We start from the raw sequence: 18,161 nt of genomic DNA, 5'->3' as shown, positions 1-18,161 counted from the left end.
TTCCCCTCACTTCCTCTGACTGGCGGTCACCACTGCGGGGCGATGTGCGTGCCCACCACGTACGCGACCGTGAAGACGATGACGAGCAGCGCGCCGAACGCGCCGAGCCGCAGACCGGCACTCATCCGACGACTCCGGCGAACTGGTAACCGGTGCGCTCAACGGCGGCCTTCACCGCGTCGTCGGACACCGGGATGTCGGCGGTGATGCGGACGACGTCGGCCTTCGGATCGACCTCGATCTCCGACAGACCGGACAGGTCCGTCTCAATCGCGGTGCGCACGCGCTTGGCGCAGCCGCCGCAGGTCATGCCCAGGACCGAGTAGGTGGTCGTGTTCATCTCATCCTCTTTCAGGGACGGGCTACCTGGACAGGAAACCGCGGATGCGGTGGAACGCCTCGGTGATGTCTTCCCCGCTCACGGCGTAGGAGATCCGGATGTGGTCGGGCGCGCCGAAGTCGGCGCCGGGCATGACCGCCACGTTCACCTCGTGCAGCAGGCGTTCCGCGAACGTGGCGGCGTCCTTGATCTCGACGCCGTCGTGCTGACGGCCGTAGGCGCCGGAGACGTCCACCAGCGCGAAGAACGCTCCGCGGGGCTCGACGGCCAGCTCCAGCCCGGGCAGATCGGCGACACCCGCGCAGGCGAGGCTCCGTCGCCGGTCGAGCTCGGCCTTGCGCTGCTTCAGTTCCGCCACAGGTTCGTCGTGCAACACCGACAGCGCGGCGCGCTGCGATATCGACGACGGGGCGGAACTGGTGTGACCTTGCAGCGCGGTCATCGCCGCGATGACGGGTTGCGGTCCCGCGGCGAATCCGATGCGCCAGCCGGTCATCGCGAACGTTTTGGAGAACCCGCCGACGGTGATCGTTCTGGACCATGCGTCCGTGCCGAGGGCGGCCACGCTGGTGAACTCGGGCCCGGCGTAGACGAGGTCGCTGTAGATCTCGTCGCTGACGATGAGCAGGTCGTGGTCGGCGGCGAGTCGGGCCAGCGCGGTCAGCTCGGCGCTGTCGTAGACCACGCCGGTCGGATTGGACGGGCTGTTGAGCAGGAGAACCTTGGTGTGGGGCGTGATCCTCTCAGCCACGGTCCCGGGATCCAGCTTGTACCCCGTGTCCGGCCCGGTCTCGACGACAACGGGCACGCCACCCGCGACGGCGATCATGTGAGGGAAGCTCACCCAGTGGGGCGCCTGGAGGACAACCTCGTCGCCGGGATCGAGCAGCACGCTGAACACGTTGGCCAGCGCCTGCTTCGCCCCGTTGGTGACGATGACGTCGTCGCCGTCGTACCCGCAGTCCCATTTGTCGCTGAGCCGGTTGGCGATGGCTTGGCGCAGCGGCGCGATGCCGGCGACGGCGGTGTAGCGGGTGAAGCCGTCCTCGATGGCCCGGATGCCGCCGCGGCAGGCGACATCCGGTGTGGGGAAGTCCAGTTCCCCGCCGGTCAGGTTGATCACGTCGGCGCCGTCGGCGACGAGCTTCTTGACGTGCGCGTCCAGGGTCGCGGTGCTCGACGGTGGCAGCGCCGCCGCACGACGACTGATCACGGCATCCCCCTACTTGGCCGACAGCGTGAACTGGGCGCTGGCCGACGACACCGAGCCGCCGCTCACTTGGACGGTCACGTTCCAGTCGCCGCCCATGCCCAGCACGACCTTCGTGTCGTAGCCGTCGCCGCTCGGACTGGCGTTCTGGTCGCCACCGCGCATGTTCATCGCCGGCATCTCGGTGGTCACCTTCACAGTGGCGTTGGTGACCGCCTTGCCACCGCTGTCCTTCACGGTGATGTGGGCGTTCGCGGACTCACCGCCCTTGATCGGGCAGGGGGTGGTCGCGAGAACGATGGTGACGCCACCATTGCTCTTGCTGTCGGTGCATGTGGTGTTCGCGCCGTTCTGGCTGGCCGCGCTCTGTCCGCAGCCGGTCAGAGCGGCGACGAGGACCGCGGCCGCCGGAGCGAGCGCGGCCCATCGCGCCCTGGTCATCGTTTCACCTCGTTCGTCGTCGCTGATTGCGCTTCAGCCGCAGCAGGAGCTCTTCTCCGCCGGCGCGCCGGCGGACACGGACTCCTTCGCCGCGGCCTCGGGCTTGGGACCACAGCAGGACGACGCCTTGGGAGTCGCGGTCTCGGCCGTGGCCGCGGGCTTGGGACCGCAGCACGAGCTCTTGGCCTCCTGCTGGACGACCGGCAGTGGCTTGGAGTGAGAAGCAGCCCAGAACAGGTCGCCCACGTTCGCCTCAGACATTGATGTTCTTCCTTCCCGTGTTGTCGCCAGTCGCCTGGCCTTCCTGCACCTGGCAGAGCTCGGCGAGCCGGCCGCCCGCGGTGAGCAGTTCCACCGGTGAGCCGGATTCGACGATCCGCCCGTCCTCGATGACGAACACCTGGTCGAGGTCCTCGACCAGCGCCAGCCAGTGCGCGACGACCACGGCGGTGCGGCCGGCGAGCAGTCGGCGGATGGCAGCCAGCACGATGCGTTGGCGGGCCGGGTCGACGCTGGAGACCGCCTCGTCGAGGATGATCACGCGCGGATCGGCGAGCATGGCCCGAGCCAATGCGATGAGCTGTCGTTCGCCCACCGAGAGCTGAGCGCCGCGCTCGCCGACACGCGTCTGGTATCCCTCACGGAGCCCGGAGATGACCTCGTCGGCGCCGATCTGGCGCGCAGCTTCCACGACCTCGTCGTCGGTGGCATCGGGCCGGCCGAAGCGGATGTTCTCGGCGACCGTGCCGTCGAACAGCTGCGCCTCCTGGGTCACCAACAGAACCTGGCTGCGCACGGAGGACCGACTGAGCTGCGCCAGGTCGTGGCCATCGATGCTGATCCGACCCGACGTCGGCGTGTAGAGCCGGACGAGCAGCTGCATCAGCGTGCTCTTGCCGGCGCCGCTGGTGCCGACGATGCCGATGTGCACGCCGGGCGCCGCGTGCAGCGACACGTCGTGCAGGACCTCTTCGGATCCGGGATAGGCGAAGGTGACGTGGTCGACGAGCAGGTCACCCTGAACCTGCGGCAGTGTCTCGCCGCTGTCGGATTCCTCTGGCAGGTCGAGCACCTCGAGGATGCGCCGGGCGGACACCGCGACGTCGGACGTCTCACCGAGCTGGTGCGCGAGATCACGCACGGGGTTGAGCATGCGCTTGACGAACAGTGCGAACGCCGCGAGCGTGCCGGCGGCCAGCGCCGCACCCTGGGCCATGCCCATCGAGGCCATCATGGTGTTGGTGCCCAACAACATCCAGGTCATCGGCATCATGCCGGACGCCAGCTGGAAGAAGAACCCCGAGCCCAGCTGCTGGCCCTCGATGATCTGCACGCCGCCGAAGAAGATCAGCAGGGCCAGCGCGATGTGAACACTGACGCCGAGGTGGGAGGACAGCCACAATCGCTTGCGGGACAACCTGTTGTGCACGACGCTGTAAGCCTCGGACTTCTCGTCGAGATCGGCCAGGACGGCCTTCTCCTGACCGAAGGCGCGGATGTCGGCCAGCCCCTCGATGCGCTGGTTGAGGTAGCCGACCATGAAGTCCCACTCCTCGCGCTGCTGGCGAGTGTCCGGACGCAGCCTCCTCGTCCACCACACGGCGACGTAGACCATGAGCGGAATCGCGACCAGCGTCGGCAGTGCGACGGCCGGACTCAGCGCCAGCAGGAAGACGGCGAACGCGATGAACCAGGCGGCGCTGTTGACGACCTCCATCACCGACTTGCTCAGGAACCGCCGGAACCGGTCCGCCTCGAACAGGACCTTGGTCACCCACTCGCCGCTGGCCTGCGCGACATGCCCGGACAGCTGGACGTTGTGCAGCCGCACGACGAGCGCGTTGCGGATGGTGACGGTCAGCCCCTCGTTGACCCGGATGATCGCCGAGTTGTAGATGATCCGGATGACGTTCTCGGCGACGACCAGCGCGATCAGGTTGATCGCGGTGCCGCCGATGGCGTCGAGGTCGCCGATGACGATGTGCCCGATGCCGGCCATCACCGTGTACATCACCGCGATGGTCGTGATGGAGTTGAGGATGGCCATCACCGTGGCCAGCGTCATCATCGCCGCGTGCGGCTTGAGGAACGGCAGGCTGCGGCGGACCGCTCGCCACAGCGTCCTGCGCGCGGTGCGGTCGTCGAAGGACTCCTCGGTTCGGGTCCGCTCACTCACCGCTCTGCCCCTTCTCGGTCGTGCCCGCGTGGGCGAGCGGGCGGGCGTCCGGCTCCTGGTCGACGCCGAGCGTGATCACGCGGTCGACGTAGCGGCTCACCGCGAGCTGCTGGGTGGCGATCACCAGCGTGCGGCCTTGACGCACCCGGACGATCGTGTCCAGCAGCGCGGCCTCGGTCTCGGCGTCCAGGTTCGCCGTCGGGTTGTCGAGCATGAGGATGTCCGGGTCGACGAGCAGGACGCGGGCCAGGCCGATGCGCTGGCGCTCGCCGGCCGACAGGTCCAGCGTGCTGGCGCCGAACCGCCGCGTGAGCGGGATGTGGTCCAGGCCGGCGGCCGTGGCGGCGGCGGCGATCTCGTCGGTCGTGGCCGCCGGTCGGGCGAAGGCGATGTTCTCCGCCAGCGTGCCCTCGAAAATCCACTGCCGCTGCGGCAGGCACACGACGTGCTGGCGGATCTCGGCCGGGTCGAATTCGCGGACGTCGATGTCGTCGTAGGTGACCACGCCGCCGCGCGGATCGCGCAGGCGGGCCAAGGTGTGCAGGAGGGTGGACTTGCCACTGCCGGTCGGCCCGAAGATCGCCAGGCTCTCCCCGGCCGCGACGGCAACGGATACGCCGTCGAGCACACGGCGTGAGCCGATCTCCACGACAACGTCTTGCGCTCGCAGGGCTCCGGTGAGCGCGGGCATCGGCCGGGTCGGACCGTCATAGCGGACGACGTCGGCAGTGTCCATGACGTTGAGCAGCCGCTGCGCGGTGACCTTGGACCGGAAGGCGCCGTTGATGTGCATGGCCAGCATGTGCATGCTCATCTGGAACATCATGATCAGCGCGACCACGGCGACGAGGTCGCCGACCGTCAGCGCGCCGCTGACCACCGACAGGCCGCCCACCCAGAGCGCGATGGGCGTCGGCAGGCCGCCGACGACGTTGAGAACGGCCTCCCAGCGGCTGTAGGTCCGCTTCATCTGGCCGTCGCGCGCCGAGTGCTCCTCGTTGATCTTGTGCAGCTTGGTCGACGCCGCGCTCTCGCGGCCGAACGACTTGACGACGTTGATGTTGGCCAGCGACTCGCCCACGCCGGCGAGCATCTTGGTGAACTGTCCCTTGAGTTCCACGAAGGACTTCTGCAGGCGCAGCTGGACGATCAGGTTGACCGCGATCACCGGCGCCATCGGGATGACCGCGAACACCGTGGTGCGCCAGTCGATGAACAGCGCGGCGAGCAGCATGGTCAGCGTGACCAGGATCTGGATGAGCAGCTCCAGCAGGCCGCCGTTGGTCAGGCCGCGCACCGCCACCGCGTCGGAGACCAACCGGGTCAGGGCGCGCCCGCCGGAGGCTTCCGAGGTCTCGCCGGGGCCGAGGTGGGTCAGCTTGCCGAACAGGTCGTGGCGCAGGTCGTTGACCGCCTTGCTGGCGACGGTGAAGCGCATGCGCTTTCCCAGGTGCAGCAAGGCAGTGGTGACGACGCCCGCCACCAGCACGCCCACCGCGATCAGCAGCAGGAGCTTCGGTTCACCCCCCAGCACGCCGACGTTGATCGCGACGCGCATCAGCAGCGGAATCGCGATATTGCCGAGCAGCCCCAGGAACATGATGACGGTGGCTATCGCCATGGCGCTGCGGTAGCGCAGCGGATAGCTGTAGATGAAACGCAGCGCCCGCAGCGACTCTTTCACGTCGAGCCCCCTTCTCCGGTGTGTGCGACCGGCTGGACAAGGCGCGGCCGCGCCCTTGATCGAGCGCGGACCGCTTGTGACTACGGCTTGCCGAGGTGCTCAGTCGCAGCAGGCGCAGGCGCAGCCGCACTCGGTGCCGTCCTCGGCAACGTCCTCCTTGCCGCTGGTCTCGCAGCAGCCGGAGCCGATCATGTCGTCAGCCATGTTCTCCTCCTCTCACTCTTGATTCGATAACTTCAAAAGTATCGAAGCAGCTTCGCCCGGTGGCAGTCAACCCGAAGGCCCGAAAAACCTTGCCCCGCAAGGAATACGCAGCTCAGGACCACACCGGGACGGTCGGCGGCCGTCCCTCCCCTCGCCCGGACGGACTAACAGCAGGAGGTGTGTTTCCGCTCGACCGACGCTTCCGCCGCCACTTCGGGCTCGACCCGCAACGCCAACGCGTCGATGATCTTTCGGTAATCGCGTTCGAGCTGGTCCGCATCGTCGCCGACGAGCACGATCCGGCCGAAGGCTCCGCCCCGGGCGTGATTGATGGGCAGCACGGCTTCGCCCGGCCGGACGTCCAGTTCGATGAACGGCGGGTGCGTGGATCCGAGACCGGGCACGCCGTTGAGCGCGTCGGTTCGGTAGTACAGGAAACCGGCCTCGTCGAACACGATGCTGCGATAGAGCCCGACCGCGGCGCGGGACAGGCTCTGCTGCGGCTGGCGGCCCAGCGCTGCGTCGACGGCGACGAGGCTCGGCTCGTAGCCGGACACCGCGGCGATGAGCTCGACACCCTGGCCACCGGAGACGCGCGGGTTGATCTCGCCGGCCCGGAAGCCGTCACTGGTCAGCATGAACTGCAAGGACGCCACCCAATCGTCGAGTCCGACAGCGGCGAGCGCCTTGTCGGTCAGCTGCTCGATCTCGGCGATGCGCTCCGGTGGCAGCCGCGACGGGAAGACGCCGCCGACCTTCACGAACTTCGGTGGCGGTCCGACCTCGCCGTCCACGACGAACAACACCGTGGTTCGGCCCTGGACCCGGCTGGCGAACACCCCGATCTCGGGACCGACGAGGAACTCCTCGATCAGCGCGGTGTCCCGGCCGTCGGCGAGGATGTCGGTGACCGCGTCGGCCACCTGCGCTACGGTCTCGCAATACATCAGCCCGGCGGCGCTGGACGCGTCCCTGGGCTTGACCACCACCGGCAGTCCGATCTCCTCGGCCGCCGCGACGCCCAACGCCGGCGTGGTGACCAGGCGGTTGACCGCGACCGCCACACCCGCCTCGGCGAGCAGTCGATGCGTGGCTGCCTTGTCATTGCAGTTGTGGGCCGCCTCCTCGGTGATCCCGGTGGCGAGCCCCAGCTTGTCCCGCAGCATGCCGGCCAGCGGCACCAGCCGCTCGACGCCGGTCACGACCGCGTCGAACGGCTGCGCGGCGTGCAGTCTCTCCGCCTGAGCGATGACCGACGCCCAGTCGTCGAGGTCCACCTCCAGCGGAACGTCTGCCGTCATCAGCTGCTCGATGGTCATCGCCTCGTCGGCGAACGCGACCTCGAAGTCGGTGTGCTCCTTGAGGATCCGCAATGTCCGTTGTCCGCTCAGCACGAGCACCCTGGTCGGCACCGGCCGTCACCACCATCCGGAAGTTGTGTGGGCTAGGAGTTGTCGGGGTGGACCCTGGTACGCAGGGAGTCGAGGATGGCGAGGTAGTCCGACTCCAGCCGGCCGCGATCGTCGCCGTAGACGACGATGCGGCCGTAACTGCCGCCCTGGGGATCCGTCGCGGGCCGGACCCGGTCTCCCGGGTCCACGTCGAGCCAGACTCCGGGCGTGTCCAGGGCGTCCGGGTCGTAGTCGACGATTCCGCTGTGTTCGAACGAGACGCAGCGGTAGAGGGCTCGGGGCGCCGCTACCGGCAGTCGGCTGATCGGGCGTCCGAGCGCGATTTCGGCCGCCGCGCGAGTCAGGTCGATCCCCGACACCTGCTCGGTGACGGCGCACAGCTGGCCGCCGGGCGGCCGAGCGGCGACATTGACCAGCACCGGGCCCGATGAACCCAGTCTGACCTGCACGTGGGCAACGCCGTTGTCGAACCCCAAAGCACGAAGGGCATTCGTGACGAACTCGGCCACCTCGCGCTCGCCGTTCCGGCCGAGCCCGCTGGGGAAGTCGTATCCGGCCTCGGCCATCCTGGGGCCGGGGCCGACGTGCTGAGCCAACACGTTGACGATGGTCGTCGTGCTGTCCGTGATCAGCGCTTGCACGGCGTACTCCGGCCCCTCGATGAACCGCTCCACCAGGAGCGGCCCGGGACCGAGTGACCGCGCGGCGTCCTCGGTGTCGTCGGGCGTTCGGCACAGCAGCGTGCCGCGGCCACGTGCTCCGGTGGCCTTCTTCACCACCACGGGCAGGCCGAGCCGACGGGCGGCGTATTCGACGTCGGCAGGCTCGGACGCCACGACGAACTCGGGCACGGCGACTCCTGCGCCGGCAAGGACCAGGCGCATCCGGATTTTGTCGTCGCAGTTGAGTGCCGCGGCAAGCGCGAGTCCCCGGACGTCGAGGCGGGCCGCGAGATAGCTGGCGATCGGCAGGTAGGCGTCGTACACGCTGAAGACCGCGTCGATGGGGTGCACCTGGTGCAGCAGGCCCAGCGCCATCTCGGCGCCGCGCCAGTCGTCGAGGTCGACGTCGAGCGGCACGTCGGCGACACACGCGAGGTCCAGCGGTGTCGGATCGCCGAGCAGCACCGTGCGCACGTCCATGCTGGTGAGCACGTCGACGATGCGGCGGCCGGAGACGCAGGCGACACTCTGGCGGAGATCCTCGTGGCTACGGGACATCAGCAGCACCGCCGAACGACGTCCAGGCCGTCACGGACCTCGCGCACGCTTTCCTCGATCTTGCGGCACGCCGCGTGCAGGATCGCGTTGCGTTGTCGGTCGGGCGAGTGGAGGGTGAGGAACAGGGGCACGCCCTCGGCTCCGTACCGGCGCTTCTGCAGGGCGTTCGCGCGGCCGAAGTTGACGACGGCGGTGCCCGTGCGCACGGCGGACTCGATCGTGTGGGCCAGCATCGGGTGGTACGGGTCGAAGGAGTTGAGCTTGGCGGTATCCAGCCCGGCGATCCAGACCGACCATTCCGGCCCGAACTGCCAGCCGGCGAACATCGCGACCGTGTCGCCGCTGTTGTCCGTCGCGACAACGCTGCGCTCGTAGGGCGCCAGGTGTCGGCGCAGCGACGCGAGGAACGACTCCGGCAGCACGTCGATCGGCGTGTTCCGATCGTCCAGCAGCGCGTGCACCAGTCGCACGAGCACGTCGATGTCGGGCACACCGTCGTCGACGGTGGCGTGCTCAAGGCGGACACGCCGTTCCCGCTGCAGTTTGCGACGCCGCTTGCTGGGAATCGTCGCCCAGTACTCCTGTTCGGTGGCATAGGCGGTCTCGAGTCGGTGCGCGGTGGTGACCTGGGCAACCGCATGGCCGGTGCTCAGCAGCCGGCCGGTCAGCGGTCCGGCCGGCAGGTTCGCGAAGCCCCAGGCCCACGCCCCCAACTGGTCGGCCGAGGTCTGCATGCGGTTGACGAGCAGGCCGACCACGTCCTGGTGGTCGGCGAGCGCGAGCGGACCGCCGGCGAACGCGGCGAGGCTGTGTGCGAGCAGGATCGGTCCGCCGGGAGAGATCCCGGCCAGCGACCACAGGTAGTCCAGCCTCGGACAGCTGCGTGCCAGGTAGGCCGGGCAGATGCCGACCAGCTGGCCCCCCGCGTAGGCGAGGAGGTGGGCGGCCTCGAAGTCGCCGGGCGGCGCTTCCTCGAACGCGGCGAGCCACTCCCACGCGTGGAACACGCTGCCGCCCGCCCCGAGCACGACGGCGTTCCACTCGTCCCGGTCGACCTCGGTGACCCCGCGGGCCAGGTCGAGGCGGTATCCGCCGACCGCGTCGGCGGCGAGGCTTGTCATCGTCATCTCAGCCACCTCAGCAGCACGACTTGAACTCCCGGCTGTCCGCCGGCAACTCGACGCCCTCGTCCACAGGCACGACGCGAAGGTCCAGCGCGTCGTGGATCCGGGACTCCTCCGCCGCCAACTGCTCGGGCGACTCGCCGAACACCACGACGCGGCCGTAGACACCCCCCTCGGGATGGTCGAGCCGATTGACCGGCTCGCCGGAGGCGATCTCGACCTCCACTATCGGCCCCGCGAACCGGCCGTGCGGCGCCGCCGGTTCGATCTCGCGATAGTGCAGAGTCCCGGCGCCCTCGAACACGATGCTGGAGTACCGGGCGTGGCTCGCACGGATTTCGCCTTGCAGGGGCGGCAATCCGAGGGCCAGCCGGGACACGGCGTCCACCATGTCCACTCCGGACACTGCCGTGGTCATGTCCACGAGTCGACCGCCCGGGCGGCGGGCATTCACCTCGATCACCCGAAAGCCGTCGCCGGCCAGCCGAACCTGGGTGTGGCTCACCCAGTCGCGCAGACCGAGCACATCCATCACCGACGCCATGGACTTCCCGAGTTCCGCGAGCTGCTCCACGTCGAGACCACACGGGTGCTCGTAGCTCAGCTCCACGAACACCGGCGGCTCCGTCATGTGCTGACGGAACACGCTGAGGAGCTGGGTCTCGCCTGCCTGGGTGAGAGTCTGCACGGCGAACTCGGGCCCGTCGACGTACTCCTCGACCAACACGCCGGCCAGCGATCCCGGCCCGGGCTCCTCGATCAGGCTCTGCACGGCGAGACGAATCTCGTCGGCCGAGCCACACCGTCGGACGCCGAATGCTCCGGCGCCGTCCCTCGGCTTGACCACCACCGGAAAGCCGATCATCTCCGCTGCCCGCAAGGCGCCCTCGACATTCTCGACGAGTTCGAACCGCGGCACCGGCAGGCCGGCTTCGGCGAGCCGTGACCGGGTGCGCCACTTGTCACGGCAGTTCAGCGCCGCGTCCACCGTCAGGCCCCGGCGCTCGGCCAGCAACTGCTCGGACAGGTGGGCCATCAGCGGGATTCGCGGCTCGACATGCGTCAGCACGGCGGCGGGCGGCCGGTCGCCGAGCTGTTCCCGCACGGCTTTGGCGACCTGCTCCCAGTCGTCCACGTCGGCGTCGAGCGGGACGTCGGACCAGGCCATGCAGTGCAACGGGATCCGGCTGTCGATGTTGAGGATCTGATAGCCGAGATCGCGTAGCACGTCGAACTCGCGTTGGGCACGCCCGCCGATGAGGACGACTGTCCTCGTCGGGTCGAGGCCGTTGTGGGTCACCGGCGTCCCTTCCTGGGGTGGCGGCGCTGAATCAGCAGCAGGAGTTGGCCTTCTTCGCCGCGGGCGCGGTCGCCGGCGCGGACGGGTTCTGCGCGGCGTCCACCTTGAGCGCCTCGGTGATGCCGGCCACCTGGGCGATCTCGTCGTTCTTCAGCCCGAGCTGCTTGGCGGCGGCCAGGAACGAGCGCACCGTCTCCTCACGTCCCTGCGCCAACGCCACGCCGAGCGCGACCGCCGCCCGCGTCTTCGGGTCGAGCGCGGAACCGTTGAAGACCGCGTTGAAGAAGTCCTGGTAACCGGCGGTGAAGGCGGTGTGGCTGTCGCGGATGTCCGCCGACAGCTGGATGAGCTGCGCGGTCACGGACGGCGTTGCGGGTGCCATGCGTTACTCCTTGCCGAAGTTCTTGTTGTCGTGCCCGTCCGTGCTCGCCTGCGCGGCCAGGTGGGCGATGGTGACCAGCAACAGCCGGCCCGCCTTGCGGACGGCTTCCGGGTCGATGCGGTCGAGCGAGTCCAGCGGTGAGTGGTAGTGCGCCGCCCCGAACCCGATGCCGGCCGCGGGCATGCCCGCGCCGGCGTACTGGCGGTTGTCGGAGGCGACCTGGCCGGCCGCCAGCGGGATCCGTAGCAACTTCCCCGCGCGGTCGAGCGCGCCGATGATCGGCCTGGTGTCGCTCCCGAGCTCGACGGCGACCGTGCCGTTGAACTTGCCGGCCATGTCGACGTTGAGGACGTCCGGGCGCTGTCCGGCCGCGACCAGTTCCGCCGCGTGGTGCTTCGACCCCAGTGCTCCGTGTTCCTCGGCGTCGAGGACAGCGATCTGGATCGGCCGGGCATGAGGCGTGCCGGACTCGATCAGCACCCGCGCGACTTCGCTCACGACGGCGACGCCGCTGGCGTTGTCGCCGGCGCACTGGAAATGGCGTCCCGGATCGGCGCCGACACCGTCGTAGTGCGCCGTGACCAGGATCGGTCGCCCCGCTCCCGCGCTGCCGGGTAGCGCGGCGACGAAGTTGGTACCTGTCGCCGCAGCGCGTCGCACCGGCACGTAGGCGCTGACCGTGCTGCCCGATAGTTGTTTGAGCAGGTCGCTGCGCACGGCGACGACCGGCAGCCGTACCGCCGGGGCCCCGACGGTGCGCTTGGTCAGAAAGCCGGAGCCGTCGGGGTCCTGCGGCGTCAGCAGACCCAGGCCGCCCGCCTCGCCGAGTTGATCCGCGAGCTCGGCGAAGGCCGTGCCCTGGGGGACCACGTCCAGGACGGTCCAGGCGTCCGCGACCGGTGTGCCGTCCCAACAGACCGCGGTCCCGGTCACCGGGGCTTCCATGGCGGCGGAGCGCGGGTGTTCGGCGTAGTCGCGCCGGTGCTCCAGTTCTCCGCTCAGCCGCGGTCCGCTGACCGCCAAGGCCGGCGCGGCCGCCAGCCGGAACACTTCCGGGACCTGGAAGCTGTGCGGCTCAGGGACGAGGCCGAGCCCCGTCAGATGATCGACGAGCCACTGACCGGCCCGGTCGTGGCCGGCGGAGCCGAGACCACGACCGGACAGCTCCTCCACGCACAGCGCCGTGAGGGTGTCCATGGCGCGCGCAGGGTCGAACTGGTCGGCCAGTGCGACCAACTCGTCGTCCTGGACGACTTGCGCCATCTCCGTCATGTCACCTCCACGTCCTGGTCGTCATGGGCATCAGCTTGCGGTCGGCTCACCACAGCAACCGCCGCTCTGTCCGCCCGGAACCGCACCGGCGGAGTCGGCGGGCTCGCCGCAGCAACCGCCCTTCGACGCCTGGGCGCCGGCCTCCATCGGGTCGACGCTGAAGCCGCCGGTGGGCTGCTCGGTGTTCTCCTGGGTCGTCATGCGATCAACGCTCCCTGCTTGATTCGAAAAATCCTTGTTTAAAGATTTATCGAATCAAGCAGGGTCTGTCAACGTCTCAGCGGAAGACGAGGTACGCCACCGCCGCCACGACCGCCGCGAACGGGGGCGTGACGAGCCAGGCGATCACGAAGTCCCTGATGGTCTTGCGCTGGATGAGGTGCAGGTCCTTGCCGACGGTGCCGGCGATGGCGCCGACCGACACGTGCGTGGTCGACATCGGCAGGCCCTGGAACGCGCCGAGGCCGACGAGCGCGGCCGTGGTGATGTTGGCCGCGAACCCGTTCACGTGCGACATCTTCGTGACACAGCAGCACATGCAGCTGGCGACCCGGGCTCCGCCGATCAGTCCGCCGATCGCCATCACCGCGGTGACCGCGAACAGCAGTGTGGTCGGGGTCATCCCGCCGACCAGCGCCAGCGACCCGACCGCGACGATCTTCGGCGCGTCGTTCATGCCCCGGGCGAAACTGGTGAAGCCGCTGGTCACCCAGTGCACGCCGGTGATCGCCGTCAGGCTTCGCGGCCGACGCGCCGGGACGCCGGGAGGCGCCTTCACCACGGTGGCGGAGTCGCCGCCGGCCATCTGCTCGGCGGTGGACTCGCCGTGCAGCGCGATCTGGGCCACCTCCTTGGCCAGGGTTCGGCCCGCGATGGCGCGGCTGGCGAAGGACACGATCGCCGACACGACGTAGGCCGCCAGCACGCTCAGCAGCAGCGGCCCCACCACCTTGTTCACCAGGACGTCCCAGTGCAGCGAGCTGCTCGCGAACACCAGGCCGGCGCCCAGCAACGACCCGACCAGCGCGTGCGTGGTCGACACCGGCAGCTTGCGCCAGGTCGCCAGCGCCACCCAGGCCACCGTGCCGATCAGCACCGCGGCCGCGAAGCCGGCGGTGGGCTTCGCCGAGACGATGCCCGACGAGAACAGCGCGGTAAGCTTGGCCGCGAACGTCAGCGAGACCAGACACCCGACCGCGGTGGTGATCGTGCCCCAGATGAGCGCCGTCCGCAGTTTCGCCACACCCGCCGCGGCGAGGGTCGCCACGCCCTTGGGAACGTCATTCGCGCCGTTGGCCGCCGCCAACGCCAGCACAAGCACCAACACCACAACTTCCATGCGCTGCTTCCCTCGCTTCCGCTACCTGGTCGTTCTTGCGTGCTCGATCACGGCATCGACGTAGCGCTCGATCAGCGGGTGCACGGCCGACGGCGTGGATGACAGTTCGGGCTGGAACAACGTGCCGATGAAGAACGGGTGCTCCGGCAGCTCCACGGCACGGGGTGCCTTCTCCGCGTCCCAGCCGGTGATCTGCATGGGGCTGTGGACGATGGCGTCGATGTACTCCGGGTTGAGCCCGTACTTGCAGTGGTAGGTCTCGACGGTGCTCTCCGCACCCCCGTACACCTCGGCCAGTCGGCTTCCGGACGTCAGGTGCAGCGGCGCCGTCTCGCCGACCAGCGAGCAGGCCAGTGGCGTGATGAACGCGGTGGGCGCGTCCGGGTCGTACTGCACGTCGTCGGCGTCGGCGAAGCCCAGCACGTTTCGGCCGTACTCGATCAGCGCGTGCTGGAACCCGCCGCAGGTGCCCAGGTACGGGATTCCCCGTTGCCGGGCCGTCTCGATGGCGAACAGCACCGAATCCTTGTCCTTGTACGGCGATCCCGGAATCACCCAGATGCCGTCGTAGTCGCCGATCGAGTCGGTGACGGTGTCGCTGCCCACCCAGTCGATCTGCGCCCGCAGGTGCGGTATCAGCGTGTCGAGCCGTTCGTGCGAGTGCACGTCCGCGCTGCGGTCCCCCACCAGCGCGACCCGGGGCTGCCCCGTCATATCTGTCCTCCCCCGGATGCGTTGCCGACCCGCCCGAGCCACACGTGCCCGTGCGGGGCGACGACGCACTCGATCTCCTCGTCACGAGCGCGGGTGGTGGTCTCGCCGTGGACGAAGACGAGCCGCGTGCCCGGCCGATCCGGCAGATGCCGCGCCGGCACAAAGGCTGCCGGCTCATCGCCTCCGTTGTGGACGCACAGCACTTCACTCGCCCCGTCTTCGCTGACCCGCAGCAGCGCGTCCAGGCGGTGGGCGAGCCTGATCGGCGTCGCCGTGGAGCCGACGCTGAAGGCAGCGCCGACCAATCCGATACCGGTCGATCCACAGTGGACGATCTGAGCGGCGTCAGGGTGCCCGGTCGAGCGCCACAACGCCTGGCCCGACATGTCAGCCCCCGGAGCGCAGCCGAGCAGGGTGAGCACGGTGGGCGCGATGTCGGCCAGCGTCCCTCCGGTCCGATCCGCCAGGACGACCGCCTGTTCCTTGGCCGGCACCAACACCGCGGGAACCGGATTGGTGGTGTGGCCGCCGTAAGGCCGCCGGGCGTCGCCGTCCCCGATCAGCATGCGTTCGGCGTTGCCGTGGTCACCCACCAGCAGCACCCAGCGGCCGGAATCGGCGGCTGCGGCGCAGATCTGCTCGACCGCTCGGTCCGTGTGCGCGGTCGCCGACACCGTCGCCTTGAAGTCGCCGGTGTGGCCTACCACGTCGATGTTGGCCAGGTTGGCCACGACCAGGTCGACGTCCTCGCGCTGGCAGTTCTCGACAACGGCGCGCACGACGAGTCCCAAGTTCATCGAGGGCCGCTGCCGATAGTCCACCGGGCCCTCCCCGGTGATGCGAACATGCTCCTCGGCGGCTCGCACCGTCGAGTCACGGCCGTTGATGTAGTACGTGACGTGCTCGAACTTCTCGGTCTCGGCCACCCGGACCGAGCGCAGTCCGTGTCGCTCCAGTTCCTCGGCAAGCCCGCCGCCGGTGGGCGCCCGTCCGACCAGGGGCTCGATCGCGGCCCTGGTGTCGTACTGCGCCAGGCTGATCGTGGCGACGTCGCGGTCGGCCACGTGCTCAACGAGGAAATCGGCCAGCTGCTGGATCCGGTCGCTGCGGAAGTTGGTGAACAGCACCGCGTCACCGGGGCCGATGAGGCCGACCGGCTGGCCGTCGTCGCCGACCACCGCGCTCGGCGCGACCCATTCGTCGCCTTTGTCGTCCTGATCGACGGCGTCTTGGGCATGCCGCACCGGCCGGCCGACACCGTCCGCGACGAGCAGGCCGGCTTCCTTTGTCAGCGCTAGGTTTCCGGCCTTGTCGAGGGCGTAGCCGCGGCCGACGACGCTGGCCAGCCGGCCGACGCCGGCCTCCGCCGCATACTCCTCGACCCGGTGCAGAAAAGCCCCGGCAGTCCCGTCCGCGACGTCACGCCCGTCGGTGATCGCATGCAGCCAAACCTCGCGCACGCCGTGTCCAGCCACCGCGAACAACAGTTCGCGGAGGTGTTCGACGTTGGCGTGGATCATGCCGTCCGAGCACAGCCCGATCAGGTGCAGGGCTTTGTTCTGCTCGGCCAACCGTACGCAGACATCGGCCAGCAGCGGGTGCGTCCGCAGGCCGCCGCTGTCGATCTGCTCCTGCACCAGAACGCTGTCGTACGGCACGGGCCGTCCGGCGCCGATCACCATGTGCCCGATCTCGGAGTTGCCCACAGTGCCCGGCAACAGACCCACGTCCTGCCCGGACGCGCCGACCAGGGTCGTCGGGCAGTTCGAGCGCAGCCGGTCCAGGAACGGGGTCTTCGCGGCCGCGATCGCGTTGCCCTCGTCCGCCGGTCCTTCGCCCCAACCGTCGAGGACCAGCAGGATCCCCGGGGAGACCGTGCTCACCGGGTGCTCTTGCCGTCGGCGAACAGGGTGTCCAGCGTCTGCCAGAAGGTCGGGAAGGACTTGGCCACGCAGCCCGGATCGCGGATCACGACGCCCTCGGTGCGCAGGCCGGCGATCGCGAAGCACATCGCGATCCGGTGGTCGTCGTAGGTGTCGATGACCGTACCGGTCGGCGTGCCGCCGGTGATCGTCAGCGCGTCCGGGTGCTCGACGACGGTGATCCCCATCTTCTTCAGTTCGGCGGCAACGGCCGCGATGCGGTCGCATTCCTTGATTCGCAGGCTGGCGATGTTGCTGATGTGGGTGGTGCCCTCAGCGAACGCGGCGACCACCGCGAGGGTGGGCACGACGTCGGGCATGCTCTCCATGTCGATGTCGATGCCGTGCAGGTCCCCGCCGGTGATGGTGATCGATTTCTCGGTCACCTCGGCGGCGCAACCCATCTGCACCAGGGCGTCGACGAGTCCGACATCGCCCTGGTGGGAACCGGATCCGATACCGGGGATCGTGACCTGGCCGCCCAGGACCGCTGCCGCGGCGAGGAAGTAGGACATGCCCGAGGCGTCGGGCTCGACGACGACCTGGCCGCCGCGCACGGCCTGGCCGGCGGCAACGGTGAACCGGGTGAAGCCGTCCCGCTCGACCGTGACCCCCATTTCGGCCAGCGCCGCGATCGTCATGTTCACGTACGGCTTCGAGATCAGGTCGTCGATGACGGTGACCTCGACGTCCTGCTCGGCCCGGATCGCGTTGATCAGCAGGCTGGAGGTGAACTGGCTGCTCACCGCGCCGCTGATCCGCGTGGCGCCACCGCGGAACGAACGCCCCTTGACCTGAATAGGCGGACAGCCGTTGCCCCGCACGCTGATCGCCTCTACCCCCAATGCCGGCAGGGCATCCAGCAGGGACCCCATCGGGCGCTCCTGCATGCGTTTGGTGCCGGTTATCGTGCTGATGCCCTGCGCGTGACCAGCCATCGAGATCAGGAACCGGATGGGAGTTCCGGCGGCGCCCACGTAGATCTCGTCCTCGGGCGCCCGCATCGGCTGCCCGGTCGGCGTGACGTGGAACCGGGCCTTGTCGGCGTCGATCGTGACCCGCGCGTGGCCGAACTGCTCGATCGCGCGCGCCAGGTACACCGTGTCGTCCGAGACCAGGGCCCCGTCGATGACCGTCTCCTCGCCGGACAGTGACGCGATCGCCAGGTAGCGGTTGGAGTAGCTCTTCGAGCCCAGCACCTTCACCTCGCCGGCGAACGCCGACAGCGTGCGAACCGTGAGCTCTTCCGCTTGGAGGCGGGGGTCCAGCAAAGCTGTGCTCATCGCATTCCCTTCGACAGTGCCGCGAACCTCGCCGGAAGAGTCACGGCGGCCGTCACGGCTCGACAGGCGAACCAGCGGACAACAGCCTGCGTTCAGAAACACCGGTGTGCCAACAGGTCTGTCCGGCAGGAAGCTGCC

Annotated in this window: 17 protein-coding genes; all 17 read right to left on the bottom strand. The window is 69.1% G+C overall.

All coding sequences use genetic code 11. The features are described from left to right. Positions 1-121 precede the first annotated feature (121 nt). The 17 genes from AB0M73_RS03150 to aroA all read right to left on the bottom strand — a co-directional run bounded on the left by AB0M73_RS03150 (position 122) and on the right by aroA (position 18,023). Positions 122-340 (bottom strand): heavy metal-associated domain-containing protein, encoded by a 219-nt coding sequence (locus tag AB0M73_RS03150; protein WP_363886145.1) that lies wholly within the window; start codon positions 338-340, stop codon positions 122-124. Positions 341-362: 22 nt separating this feature from the next. Beyond that, positions 363-1,553: a pyridoxal phosphate-dependent aminotransferase gene (locus AB0M73_RS03145; RefSeq protein WP_363886142.1), complete on the bottom strand. Its 1,191-nt coding sequence runs from the start codon at positions 1,551-1,553 to the stop codon at positions 363-365. A 9-nt stretch (positions 1,554-1,562) separates the two neighbouring features. After that, positions 1,563-1,991 (bottom strand): FixH family protein, encoded by a 429-nt coding sequence (locus AB0M73_RS03140; protein ID WP_363886140.1) that lies wholly within the window; start codon positions 1,989-1,991, stop codon positions 1,563-1,565. Between the two features lie 33 nt (positions 1,992-2,024). Further along, the gene (locus AB0M73_RS03135) at positions 2,025-2,252 is read right to left on the bottom strand and encodes a hypothetical protein (RefSeq protein WP_363886138.1); all 228 of its coding nucleotides are present in this window, start codon (positions 2,250-2,252) and stop codon (positions 2,025-2,027) included. Next, entirely contained in the window at positions 2,245-4,167 is a 1,923-nt protein-coding gene (locus AB0M73_RS03130) for an ABC transporter ATP-binding protein (RefSeq protein ID WP_363886135.1), read from the bottom strand. Before AB0M73_RS03130 ends, AB0M73_RS03135 begins: the two co-directional genes overlap by 8 nt. Further along, entirely contained in the window at positions 4,160-5,851 is a 1,692-nt protein-coding gene (locus AB0M73_RS03125) for an ABC transporter ATP-binding protein (protein ID WP_363886132.1), read from the bottom strand. The genes AB0M73_RS03130 and AB0M73_RS03125 overlap by 8 nt, the downstream gene beginning before the upstream one ends. Positions 5,852-6,219: 368 nt before the next feature. Continuing rightward, the gene (locus tag AB0M73_RS03120; protein ID WP_363886129.1) at positions 6,220-7,467 is read right to left on the bottom strand and encodes an ATP-grasp domain-containing protein; all 1,248 of its coding nucleotides are present in this window, start codon (positions 7,465-7,467) and stop codon (positions 6,220-6,222) included. A 32-nt stretch (positions 7,468-7,499) separates the two neighbouring features. Beyond that, the gene (locus AB0M73_RS03115) at positions 7,500-8,687 is read right to left on the bottom strand and encodes an ATP-grasp domain-containing protein (protein ID WP_363886127.1); all 1,188 of its coding nucleotides are present in this window, start codon (positions 8,685-8,687) and stop codon (positions 7,500-7,502) included. Then, the gene (locus AB0M73_RS03110) at positions 8,687-9,814 is read right to left on the bottom strand and encodes a GNAT family N-acetyltransferase (RefSeq protein ID WP_363886124.1); all 1,128 of its coding nucleotides are present in this window, start codon (positions 9,812-9,814) and stop codon (positions 8,687-8,689) included. Before AB0M73_RS03110 ends, AB0M73_RS03115 begins: the two co-directional genes overlap by 1 nt. Before the next feature lie 10 nt (positions 9,815-9,824). Next, entirely contained in the window at positions 9,825-11,111 is a 1,287-nt protein-coding gene (locus tag AB0M73_RS03105; RefSeq protein WP_363886123.1) for an ATP-grasp domain-containing protein, read from the bottom strand. 31 nt (positions 11,112-11,142) lie between these two features. Then, positions 11,143-11,493, bottom strand: a complete 351-nt coding sequence (locus AB0M73_RS03100) for a carboxymuconolactone decarboxylase family protein (protein WP_363886120.1) — start codon at positions 11,491-11,493, stop codon at positions 11,143-11,145. Between the two features lie 3 nt (positions 11,494-11,496). Then, complete coding sequence (locus AB0M73_RS03095) at positions 11,497-12,765, bottom strand: M28 family peptidase (RefSeq protein ID WP_363886117.1); 1,269 nt, start codon at positions 12,763-12,765, stop codon at positions 11,497-11,499. A 30-nt stretch (positions 12,766-12,795) separates the two neighbouring features. After that, complete coding sequence (locus AB0M73_RS03090) at positions 12,796-12,966, bottom strand: hypothetical protein (protein ID WP_363886114.1); 171 nt, start codon at positions 12,964-12,966, stop codon at positions 12,796-12,798. A 76-nt stretch (positions 12,967-13,042) separates the two neighbouring features. Beyond that, on the bottom strand, positions 13,043-14,104 hold the full coding sequence (locus tag AB0M73_RS03085; protein ID WP_363886111.1) for an inorganic phosphate transporter: 1,062 nt from the start codon (positions 14,102-14,104) through the stop codon (positions 13,043-13,045). Between the two features lie 21 nt (positions 14,105-14,125). After that, positions 14,126-14,818: a gamma-glutamyl-gamma-aminobutyrate hydrolase family protein gene (locus AB0M73_RS03080; protein ID WP_363886109.1), complete on the bottom strand. Its 693-nt coding sequence runs from the start codon at positions 14,816-14,818 to the stop codon at positions 14,126-14,128. Continuing rightward, positions 14,815-16,701, bottom strand: a complete 1,887-nt coding sequence (gpmI, locus tag AB0M73_RS03075) for a 2,3-bisphosphoglycerate-independent phosphoglycerate mutase (RefSeq protein WP_363886107.1) — start codon at positions 16,699-16,701, stop codon at positions 14,815-14,817. Before gpmI ends, AB0M73_RS03080 begins: the two co-directional genes overlap by 4 nt. Further along, positions 16,698-18,023, bottom strand: a complete 1,326-nt coding sequence (gene aroA, locus AB0M73_RS03070; protein WP_363886104.1) for a 3-phosphoshikimate 1-carboxyvinyltransferase — start codon at positions 18,021-18,023, stop codon at positions 16,698-16,700. Before aroA ends, gpmI begins: the two co-directional genes overlap by 4 nt. Positions 18,024-18,161: the final 138 nt, after the last annotated feature.

The sequence above is a fragment of the Kutzneria sp. NPDC051319 genome, assembly GCF_040682195.1.
In the GTDB taxonomy this organism is placed as follows: Bacteria; Actinomycetota; Actinomycetes; order Mycobacteriales; family Pseudonocardiaceae; genus Kutzneria.
The sequence above is the reverse complement of the archived record's forward strand: the minus strand, read 5'-3'. Positions and strand labels throughout refer to the sequence as shown.